8 protein-coding genes are annotated in these 11,326 nt (G+C 45.8%); 4 read left to right on the top strand and 4 right to left on the bottom strand.

Annotated features, from left to right (window positions below):
- Window positions 1-22 precede the first annotated feature (22 nt).
- Window positions 23-1,006 carry an ABC transporter permease gene (locus ACZ0NX_RS05495; protein ID WP_032815600.1) on the bottom strand — a complete coding sequence of 328 codons (984 nt, stop codon included), beginning with the start codon at window positions 1,004-1,006 and terminating at the stop codon, window positions 23-25.
- Window positions 1,007-1,466: 460 nt separating this feature from the next.
- Here ACZ0NX_RS05495 and ACZ0NX_RS05500 point away from each other — a divergent pair, with 460 nt between their 5' ends.
- The gene (locus ACZ0NX_RS05500) at window positions 1,467-2,921 is read left to right on the top strand and encodes a C1 family peptidase (protein WP_464406002.1); all 1,455 of its coding nucleotides are present in this window, start codon (window positions 1,467-1,469) and stop codon (window positions 2,919-2,921) included.
- A 1,118-nt stretch (window positions 2,922-4,039) separates the two neighbouring features.
- Here the strand turns inward: ACZ0NX_RS05500 and metG are convergent.
- On the bottom strand, window positions 4,040-5,905 hold the full coding sequence (gene metG, locus ACZ0NX_RS05505; RefSeq protein ID WP_060787250.1) for a methionine--tRNA ligase: 1,866 nt from the start codon (window positions 5,903-5,905) through the stop codon (window positions 4,040-4,042).
- A 301-nt stretch (window positions 5,906-6,206) separates the two neighbouring features.
- On the opposite strand from metG, the gene ACZ0NX_RS05510 reads away from it, so the two are divergent.
- Window positions 6,207-6,977 (top strand): hypothetical protein, encoded by a 771-nt coding sequence (locus ACZ0NX_RS05510; protein WP_464406004.1) that lies wholly within the window; start codon window positions 6,207-6,209, stop codon window positions 6,975-6,977.
- Between the two features lie 55 nt (window positions 6,978-7,032).
- A complete protein-coding gene (locus ACZ0NX_RS05515; protein ID WP_060787260.1) occupies window positions 7,033-7,269 on the top strand; it encodes a variant leucine-rich repeat-containing protein in 237 nt (78 codons plus the stop codon).
- A gap of 87 nt (window positions 7,270-7,356) precedes the next feature.
- Here ACZ0NX_RS05515 and rsmI read toward each other — a convergent pair whose 3' ends face one another.
- The gene (gene rsmI / locus ACZ0NX_RS05520) at window positions 7,357-8,262 is read right to left on the bottom strand and encodes a 16S rRNA (cytidine(1402)-2'-O)-methyltransferase (RefSeq protein WP_464406006.1); all 906 of its coding nucleotides are present in this window, start codon (window positions 8,260-8,262) and stop codon (window positions 7,357-7,359) included.
- A 210-nt stretch (window positions 8,263-8,472) separates the two neighbouring features.
- On the opposite strand from rsmI, the gene ACZ0NX_RS05525 reads away from it, so the two are divergent.
- Window positions 8,473-9,315 carry an alpha/beta hydrolase gene (locus ACZ0NX_RS05525; protein WP_464406008.1) on the top strand — a complete coding sequence of 281 codons (843 nt, stop codon included), beginning with the start codon at window positions 8,473-8,475 and terminating at the stop codon, window positions 9,313-9,315.
- Window positions 9,316-9,690: 375 nt separating this feature from the next.
- On the opposite strand, the gene ACZ0NX_RS05530 is transcribed toward ACZ0NX_RS05525, so the two are convergent.
- Window positions 9,691-11,208 (bottom strand): formate--tetrahydrofolate ligase, encoded by a 1,518-nt coding sequence (locus ACZ0NX_RS05530; protein WP_464406010.1) that lies wholly within the window; start codon window positions 11,206-11,208, stop codon window positions 9,691-9,693.
- Window positions 11,209-11,326 lie beyond the last annotated feature (118 nt).

Genomic DNA, 11,326 nt, shown 5'->3' on the forward strand with positions numbered 1-11,326 from the left:
ATACACCTACACTGTTGCGCAATTAGCTCAAACGAATACGAGGATCAAGCCAAGCGGAGAAGATATCTGCCAACAAGGCTCCAGCCAAAGTACACACGGCTCCGAACGCAGCAATAGCAACAGAACCATTAATGTCGTTATTAGAAATAGTTTGTACGAAGTAGCTACCCAAACCGTTAATTGCAAACACGGTTTCGGTAATCACAGCACCCGTAAACACGCCTGCAATCGAGAAGGCAACGTCTACGGCCGTAGGAATCAAAGAAGTACGCAAAGCGTGGCGACGAATAGCCACATTTAGAGGCAAACCCTTAGCGCGAGCAGTACGAACGTAATCAGCATTCATAGTGTCGAGCAAATAGGTGCGCTGGGTTAAATGATAGCCAACCATGCCAGGAACGGTCATAACAATTGTTGGCAAAATCAAATGCTGCAAGAAGTCAAGAATAAAAGCAATAGGATTAGAACCTTGGTAGGAATGTAATCCAGTAACAAAGAATAAACGAGAACCAGCAGCGTTGTTAATGCTAATCGCAGCTAAAACAATAAGCAAGCCAAACACGGCGGCTGGAACAACAAGCAAGAACGTAGCAATAGAGTTAAGAACCCTGTCTTGCCACTTATATTGGCGAATAGCAGTATAAACGCCAACGCTAACACCCAAAACAATGCCAAGAACAGTTGCGCAAGTAACCAGCTGCACCGATGCGCCGATACGCGCTGCAATCGCAGGGCCAACAGGCGCTTGCTCTGGGCTTAATCCCCAATCCCAACGAGTAAGAACGCCAGTAATCCAACGCAAATACCTTGTAATAACTGGAGTTTGGTCGTTAATATTTGCCAAATCCAAAGAACGGTTAATCGAAGGAATTGGTGGATGCGGATGCCTAGACATATAGTTCGATCGCGGATCCATAAATGCACTTGCCAAGAAATACGTCATGGATACGGACACAAACAGCATCACAACATAATTCAGGCATCGTTTAACGATGTATCGTATCATTGTGACTCTTTTCTACGTCTAAACATTGTTACCTCCATCTGGTAACTGCAAACTTACGCTTGCACACTGCCATCATTTAATCACTAATCAAAAAGGCAAATCATAAGTGCTTAAGGCACACTTAAGTAAGCCCTAATAATTTGGACGTGTAATTAGTATATTTTTAGCTAACCTATGTACATTACCTAAAATAAACATGCAATAACACGTAATAAATAGTAATCTTAACCAAAATTAATACATAAAATCGGCAAAATATCAAAATATTTAACGAAATTACTTAAAATTTACGAAAACTTGTTGCGTAAATCGCCATAAACACATAAAAATAACATGTTTTACATAAACGAAACACAAACACTCGCGAACACTTAAAGCCGCGCAAAACGCGACTCGTGCATTGAGCAAGCTACAATAACACTTATTCATTACTTTCAAAACAATCAAAGCAAGGAGATATATGTCTGAAAACGTAAAAGCCGTTACACTAAACGACGTTCGCGAATATTCTAAGCATTTTAACGAACAGCGAGCAAATCGAGTAGCGGCAAACGCTTCTGTATCTAGCGGCGTTCTTAAAGCAGCAACAAGCTACCAGGGTCAGCGCGCGCTGCCACGCAACTTTTCTATAGAGCTAAAGCAAGGAACAATAACAAATCAGCAACATTCTGGGCGTTGCTGGATGTTTGCAGCACTTAACACCTTGCGCTACGAGCTTATGCATAAGTGGAATTTAGAGGACTTTGAGTTTTCCGAAAGCTACTTGTTCTTCTGGGACAAGATTGAAAAAGCAAACGCATACTTGGAAAATGTGTTGGCAACTTTAGACGAGACATTAGATAGCCGAATCTTTGAAAACATTAACTACGGCCCGATCGACGACGGCGGCTGGTGGCAAATGTTCGTTAACTTGGTAAACAAGTACGGACTTATGCCAAAGAGTGCATACCCAGATTCGCAAAACGCCACCGATTCCGAGGCCTTCGTGCAATACATTAACAGCAAGCTTCGCGAGTTTGCATGCGAGTTGCGCGAGGCACACAAGAATGGCACTTCTATGGAAGAGTTGCGAAAAATGAAGATTCGCGACTTGGAAACCGTGTACCGCATGACTGCAATCGCTCTTGGCGAGCCACCAGAGCGTTTCGACTTCTTTGCGCGCACTAAAGATGACGACGACAAGAAGGACAATAAGAAGAGCGACGAAAATAGCGAGTCTAAGAGCGACGAAAAGAAGGACGATAAAGGCAGCGAAAAGCCAAAGAGCGGCAAAGACGATCGCCCAATGATTTGCGAATACGGCATCACGCCACTCGAGTTTGCAAAGAAGTACGTGCCAGTAGACGTAAACGACTTTGTAAGCTTATGCAACTCCCCAATGGAACGCACTCCGTTCAACAAGCTCTACCAGCTTAAGTACACCACAAATGTTGCTGAGACGAAGGAAATGGAGTTTGCAAACGTTGCGCTAGAAGTGTTCCGCAAAGCCGCTGTGGATCAGCTAAAAGACGGACACCCAATCTGGTTTGCTTGCGATTGCACGCAGTTCTCGCTAAGGCAAGAGGGCTTCTTTGACCCAGCAGTTGTGCGCGTAGACGAGCTATTCGACGTAGAGTTTACATTCAACAAGGCTAAAGGCTTGGAATACATGGATTGCCCAGGCAACCACGCAATGACCTTTACTGGCGTAAATCTTAACAAAGATGGCGAGCCAGACCGCTGGAAGATTGAAAACAGCTGGGGCAAAGATAACGGCGAAGACGGATATTACGTTGGGTCCGCACAGTGGTTTGACCGCTACGTTACCGAAATCATTATTAACAAGAAGTATCTTGATGAAGCAACGCGAGCTGTATTGGATCAAGAGCCTGTAATGCTTGATCCATGGACGCCACTTACAAAGCGCTGCCGCTAAACGTTATTTAGCGCGAGCTGATTTACAAACGCAGATTGCAAATGCAGTCTGCGTTTTTGTTTTATTACGCCTTCCTATTTGGTGTTGTATGCTCCTTGTTTGGCGTGTAGGAGGGCTGGGTGTTTCTGCGTTCGCACGGATTAGCCGCGCTCACGCCTTCGCCGCGCAGAAGCAGTGCTTCTGCCTTGAGCGGCTCAGCGAATCGAGGTGACTTCTCGCGCGCTATGCAGCTCGAAGTTGTCGATTCGCACAACGCTCCGCCTATTACGTGTTGTCTAGCGTTGCGGTTGTTCCGATTTGGCTTTGATTTTGTTTTTGGTTGAAGTTTGTTTGTAGGGTGAGTCATTGGATTATTTGGTATCGGCTGCCGCTCTTATACTGTTCGACCAAGAATCACCCAGCCCTCTTGCATGCTTGAACAATTTCGTATCGCTAGTCGCCTGAGATTCTCGATTTTTCTTGCTCTCTCGGCGAGTCACCATCAAAGAGCTGCGAATCGACTTGCATGAGCGCTTAAAGCGTGGCGCGCGAATGCACTTCGATTCGCTGAGCTTGCTCAAAGTTGAAAGCACAGTGTGCTTTCAACGCAAGCGAAGACGTGAGCGCGCTGTAACGCGCGAGCGATACATCTCATTCAGTGCGAAAAATCTCGAATCTCCACCGCGCTTGCGCTACGACCTGCCTTTTCGCTTAGAGCGTAGCGCGCGAACGACGACCTACATTTCCGCTTTTTGTAGTCCGACACGCCGCAAATCAGCTACAAAATCGGGAAAATCTTGCGCATTTTGTTGTTGATTTTGACGTTTAGAGCTACAAAATCGGGAAATGCGGATGAACGGCACGAGCACAAGCGGCGAACACTTGAAAAAGATAAAAAGAAGCCCGGTGGGAAAGAGAAGACCCACCGGGGCAGAGAGAAAGAGAGAAGAAGGTTTCAGTTATGGGGTTCGCGAACGAACCTCACCGATGGATGAACCATCAGCAATATCTATTATAACCATACTTTTCTCGCGAAACACGCATATAAGCTAAAAATTTCCTGAAAAATTTTTTTAATTCCTGGTAGTATGCCTGTTTTTTGTTACATACGTCACTTGCAATAGAATCTTTTGCTCAAATCACTTCGATTCCAGCGATTTTTTTGCAGCGGCCAATCTTTCTTCGTCGGCTTTACGACGAGCAGCAAGCGCAGACTCAAAGCGCTCAAGCTCCTCATCAATCGCCTCTTTAGGAATCTTGGCAAAAATCGGAGTTGGCTTAGCAACAGGTGTGCCAGTAACCAATTCCTCGCTTTCCCACGGGTGAACAGTTTCACCAAGACGATAGTCGCCAGTAATAATCGGATACTTAAAATCTGGATTATCTAAATCGGTTACCTCTTCGATTCTTGGAAGCGGCGAGAACACACCCGTGCCACCAAGAGCTTCCCACACTTTTTGCGCGGAATGAGGCAAGAATGGCGCAAGCAAATGATTAGCATCCAAAACAGCTTGTGCAGCAACGTGCAAAACCGTTCCAAGACGAGCTTCGTCATCCTTAATCTTCCAAGGCTCCGTAGCAGAAATATACTTGTTGATATCCGACACAACGCGCATGGCCTCGTTAAGAGCGTTCTTTTGATGATGGCGATCAATCAAGCCTCCAACAATCTCAAACGCGTTGGAAGTCTGATCCAAAAGCGCACGGTCCATATCGGTCATGCAATCTTCATCCAACGGAGGAATAGCACCAAAATTCTTGTGAATCAAATTTGCAACACGATTAACAAGATTTCCCCAGCTTGCAGCGAGTTCCTCGTTATTGTGGCGAACAAACTCTGCCCAAGTAAAGTCGGCGTCGGAATTTTCTGGCCCAGCAATGGAAATGTAGTAGCGCACAGCATCCACTGGGTAGCGCGCCAAAATATCTTTAACATAAATCACAATTCCGCGCGAAGAGCTGAACTTCTTGCCTTCCATAGTCATAAATTCAGAGGCAACAACCTGCTCTGGCATATTGAGTGGGCCGTAAACGCCAGATTCTCCACCCTTAGAGCCAGCGCCATTATACGCAAGCATCTCCGAAGGCCAAATCTGAGAATGGAAAGTTATGTTATCTTTGCCCATAAAGTAATAGCCAGGAGCCTTAGGATCGCACCACCAATCGCGCCAAGCGTCTGGCTTGCCTTGCCTACGCGCCCACTCAATGGAGGCAGACAAGTAGCCAATAACGGCGTCAAACCACACGTACAAGCGCTTATTTGGGTTATCAATCCAGCCTTCTACAGGAACAGGAATACCCCAATCAATGTCTCGCGTAATTGCTCGAGGCTTAACTTCCTTAAACAAGCCAATCGAGAAGTTGATAACATTTGTGCGCCAGCCATCCCTGGAATTAAGCCAATCCAAGTTTGCGTTTGCCAAAGCTGGCAAATCGAGGAAGTAATGCTCTGTTTCTTCAAAACGCGGAGTTTCGCCGTTAATCTTAGAAACAGGGTTAATAAGCTCGTCTGGGTCCAACTCGTTTCCGCAAGCATCGCACTGGTCTCCCCTGGCGCCGTCCGCACCGCAAATCGGGCAAGTGCCCTCAATGTAGCGGTCTGGAAGAGTGCGGCCTGTAGAAGGCGAAATCGCAACTTTTTGAGTTCCCTTGTAAATATAACCATTCTTAAGGCACTGGCGGAACATCTCTTGAACAACATGCTCATGATTTGCCGTTGTTGTGCGCGTAAACAAATCGTAGCTTAATCCTAAATCGCACAAGTCTTTAGTAATCACGCGATTGTAGCGGTTTGCAAGCTCTTGCGCGCTCACGCCTTCTTTATCTGCCTCAACTAAAATCGGCGTGCCGTGTTCGTCGGTTCCCGAAACCATAAGCACGCTGTTGCCCTTCATGCGCTCGTAGCGCGCGTATACGTCGGAAGGGACGCCAAATCCCGCAACGTGACCAATATGACGAGGGCCATTTGCGTAAGGCCATGCAACATTCACCAAAATATGACTCATAGCCAAATATTATCTTGTTCAGCGAGGACACATTAGATAATGCAACGAAAAATCACGGCAAAAATCACAGTAAAAATCACAGTAAAAATCGCAAGCATAAGCATGACTAGTCACACATAAACACATAAACACATAAACACATAAACACATAAACACATTTTTTAAAGAGCAAAAACTAAAAATCCACTTTTACACAATCCCAAAAAATCGCGTAGACAAAAGATCAAAACACACTATTGTGTATAAAACCTAAAACATTAAAAAGATACATATTCGCGAGCATTACACAGAAAGGAGAAACATGAGCACTTTAACGCTGAGCAAAAAACGCACAATCCGCAATGACGAAAAAGATAAAAAATCAACAAAAGACTACAAAAGACACAAAGATTACAAAGTCAACAAAATCAGCGAAAACAATAAAACTAGCAAAACTAGCAAAATCAACCAAATCAACAAAGACGAAGAGCTGATTTTATTTTCGGAACAAGAAAACAATGATTTGCCATTGCTTATAGACACAAAGCATTTACCAGGGCCATTAAGCATGAAACAACTGTGCAACTACGGAGCATTCAACAATCTTTCAATACGAAGCGGATTCGCTCAATCCACTGCAAAAACGCCAGAAGGACGTTGCGCTGTATTAAAAAAGTTACTTCCAAGCGGAACCGTGGCCTGCGCTTTTACGGCATCTTGGATTTGGCTGGGCGGAAAAATCCCAAACATACTAGAGATAATATCCAACAGTCATTATCGAATAAAACCACACGACCACCAGCTACAAGTGTTTAGAAGAAAATTGTTAAAAAAAGAGCAAAGAATGATTAAAGATTTGCGCGTAACCTCTGTTGCACGCACTATCTGCGATATTGCGCTAACTCCATCAAAAAACATTTACGACGAAATGCGAAGAGTAGATACAGTGTGCGAGTTGGTGCAAAAGTACAACACAAGTTTTAAAGACTGCGAAAAAATTATAGACAGCAATCCTTATTTTCCAGGGGCCGCTAAAGCCAAAGAGTGGATTAAATACATAATAGACAAGGAGGATATTCTTTATGACTATTAACACTGGAAACACTGGCGATACTTACGATACTGGCGATACTGGCGACTTTAGCTCAATGCCTCCAAAGCCGCCAATCGTACTCACTGAGCAAGTTGCGTGCTGCGAAAACACAAGCAAAGACGTGCTATGGCATATTGCAAAGAACGTTCCTGACTTAAGAAAATGGGTTGTTGCAAACCCAATTGCGGACGCAAAAATGCTGGAATACATATCTCAGCAAGGCGGACCAGGCGTTAAACACAGTTTAGACGTGCTTTTAGAAGCCTACGAATACGCAAAAAATGGGGATTAATTGCTAGAACTTTCCCACATTTCCACATTTTTCGCTTTTATTGCTGCAACTTTTCCACATTTCCACATTTTTCGCTTAATTTCCTACTTAGTTGTTCACATTTCCCTTGATTTTTAAGCAAGCTGCATAAACTTCTTTGCGATTAGCAAAAGATCCATCGTAAAGCGGATGGCTGGAAACAACGCTAGTTATAGCATCTTTGATTCGCAAACCCTCGTTTTGCGAAAGGTCGCAAGCCATTTGCGCAAGCTGATCCACGCTTAAATCAACGTTTTGCTGCGCAACTTCATCTTCGCTTGCGCCCGCAATAACAAGCACAATCTCGCCGCGAGGAGGGTCATTTTCTACGCTTTTTGCAATCTGTTCAACAGTTCCACGGCGCACTTCTTCAAAATCCTTAGTAAGCTCTCTACAAAGAGCCATTTTTCGGTTGGCGCCAAAAACATTAAGAATATCGCGCATTGATTCGGCAATTCTATGCGGAGCCTCGTAAAACACGATTGTTCGCTTTTCCGAAAGAAGCGAGCGCAAATGCTGGCTGCGCTCCCCCGACTTGCGCGGCAAAAAGCCTTCGTAGCAAAAACGATCTGTTGGCAAGCCCGAAAGCGCCAACGCGTCTAAAACAGCGCTCGGTCCAGGCGCACACGTAACGGGCAAATCGCGCTCTATTGCGCGGCGAACAATGGCGAGGCCTGGATCGTTAATCGTAGGCATGCCAGCGTCGGAAACAACAAGAACCGTGCTGCCTTGCTCAACCTGGTCAAGCAGGCCATCTGCCTTATTGCGCTCATTATGATCGTGATACGCCACAACCTGCCCCGAAACGCGCACGCCAAGGCGATTTGCAAGGTCGTAAAGTCTGCGCGTATCTTCCGCGGCAACAATATCCGCGGTTTCTAGAAGATTAATTAGGCGCGCAGAGGCATCGCCCATATTGCCAATCGGAGTGGCCGCAAGAACAACCTTGCCTAAACTATCTTCTTCATTACGCATCTTAAATCTCCTTATAAAGCCTCTTAAGACTCTACACGAATTTATAAAATATCGCACTAAATAACACACTAAATAACACAATTAAAAACACACTAAATATCGCACTTAAAAACACACTTAAAAACACACTTAAAAACAAGGTATTTGATTAGAATTATGCTTAGTTTATGGTTAGCATAAATTGCAAATAAGCAAAAGAAAAGAGATGCTATGAAAATTATAGAGCGCCAAATTAGAGGCATTGACGGAAGAGACGCAAAACTTACTGGCTACCTTTTAAACGACAATTTAGACAGTAAAGGAAAACAAGATAGGCCAGCCGTTTTAATTCTTCCAGGCGGCGGATTCTTGCGTGTTTCTAATAGAGAAGCAGAGCCTATTGCAATGAAGTTTGCAGCGGCAGGATTCCACGCTTTTGTTTTGCGCTACTCTCTTGTTCCGAGCTCATACCCTACGCAACTTTTAGAGGCGGCAGAGGCAATGCGATTGATTCGCAACAACTCCGAAGAGTGGCACATAAATTCACAAAACGTTGCGATTATTGGCTTTTCGGCAGGAGGCCATGTTGCCGCAAATCTTGCTACTTGCGCAAGCAACAACGTTAAAGAGGCAAACGGATACAACGCCGAAGCCGTTAAGCCAAACGCTCTTATGCTCGCCTACCCAGTGATTTCTGCTGGAGAATACGCACATAAGCCAACTTTCGAGCGTCTTTTTGGAAACGTTACCAGCGAGGAACGCCAGCAGCTTGTTGAGCAACTTTCGCTGGAAAATCACGTGGATTGCACAACTCCGCCAGTGTTTATTTGGCAAACCATTACGGATCAAACGGTTCCAGTGCAAAATTCGATTATGTTTATAGACGCGTGCGTTAAGGCGGGCGTGAGTGTTGAGGCACATCTTTTCCCTAAGGGGCCGCACGGTTTGGCGCTGGCGGTTAAAGAGACCGCCAAGCGCGATGAAAATGGAGCGGTGCTGCCTGAGTTTGTTCAGCCAGAAGTTCAGCAATGGATTGATCTTGCTTGCGATTGGCTGCGTCGCACATTTGCATAATCTAACTGCGTGCGCGCACTAGATTTTTCCCGAGAATGTTGCTCAAAACGGCGTGTCGGACTACAAAAAGCGGAAAATATTCCCGAGTTTGTTTACTTTTTGACCCAAAAGGGAACAAACTCGGGAAAACAACTCCGCACTTTGTACCACATTCGACCCAAATCACGTACAAAATCAGGAAAAACCTTCCGCACTTTGTACCACATTTGACGAATCGTTCGCGCGGCCTAAGCGCGCGAACGTCTTCGCCGCGCGTAAAGTCCACTGGACTTTACGCTTAAGCGGCTCAGCGCTTTGAAGGAGCTTGAAATACGTTATGCAATTTCAAGCTCAGTCAAAGCGCGTACAAAATGCGGAAGATTTCACAGCGGAAAATCACACGATTTTTGGCATTGGAGTTGTGAGCGAGGCCGTAAGATTTACCTGAACAACGCCTGCGCCAGAATGTACTTCCACCTTTTTAAGCGTTACAGTGCGAGAATCTGCAGGCGCGTGGTCGTCATCCGTCATGGTTGCTGGCGACTTTACAGCAACAAGCGCCAAGCTATCAAAATCAACCCCAGCCTTATTGCACAAATCCTGCGCTTCTTTCAACGAATCCGCAAAACCTGCTTTGTCGATTACGCGCTCAGCAGGAACGCCATAAGCCTCGGAGCAAAGCAGATTAATGCGCTCTAGAAGCGACTTTCCGCGGCGGCTTGGCGCAGATTTAGCATCGCCACCAGCGCTAATCGCAGTAACAAAATCATCTAGCTGATTTGCCAAGCCATCCCCGCCATCACGGAACAAATTGCCAACAATCGGCTTACGGAAGCCCAAAGCTTTAGCTTGCTCAAGCAAATCTGGAACTTGGTCATCTTCCCCTTCCCACAAATTAATCAGAGGGAAAGTAGGAATATCAAGCGATTCCAGGCGCGAAACGTGGAACGGGTAGCGCCACGCAAGCGTTTCGTCATCTCGCCAAGTGCTGGCACGAGTAACAACAACCGCAGCTGCAGGCCACTTTGCTCCAAACTCGCGCGCAGCAATATCAAGCCACTTTTGCGCACCAGCATCCGTGCCGTACCCTGCCTCCACAACAACAACATCGTGCAGCGCGCACGCCATCTCAACGCTTACAAGGCTTGGAATTCCAAGCGAAACATTGGCAAATGGGCCGCAGTGAACGTAAATCGGCGATCCGTTAATCGTCTCTGTTTTTACAGGCTTTACAGCGTCGGTAAGAATATTTGTGATTCGCCACAAGTCCACAAATTCGCCAAATTTAACAGGATTGCCGTCTTTTGTGCCAGCAATCATGGCAGCAACGCGATTTGCGATTTCTTCCATGCTTCTAGAAAGCACTACGATTTGCATAAGTTCGCAAGTTGGCGTTAACACAACGCGCTCGGCAACCGTGCCCTTGCCAAAATCAACGGCAATGCTACGCAAAGATCGCGAAGGCACTTCGCTTACACGCGGCACCAAAATCGTGTCTAAAATACCCTCATCAATCGCCTTTTCTGCAAAAGAAACAAGAAGATTTTGCGCGCATTCAATGGCGGCCATTTCTCCGCACAAACCCCAGTCAATCAAATCTGGGTGCGAAAGAGATGACTTTCCGCCGCCGCTCGCGCCGCCTTTAGAACCCGCCGCAGTAATACCCATGCTCGGCTGGCGCAAAACGGCCGCTGCGTCCACCCCACGCTCACGCAACGCGTCTACAAGCGCAATAGTGGTGGTTGTTTTGCCTTCTCCCCTAGAAGCCTTAAGAGGTGTATCTGCAGTAACAAGCAGCACCTTACCATGCTTTCTTGGCTCGCTTGGATTAGTCTTTAAATAATCCATAAATCCAAAGGCATCGATTTTTTTAACTAATCCAAATTGTGCAGTAAACGAATCAAGAATGCTCATATTCCCCACTTTCGGCAAGAAACGCCTAATAGACGCGCATAGATTAAGTGAACAGTTTTTATACTATACGATTGCATGGGCGCGGTATAGCAATATTGCATTAAAACTATGCGCGTTA

Source organism: Gardnerella rara (assembly GCF_055452355.1).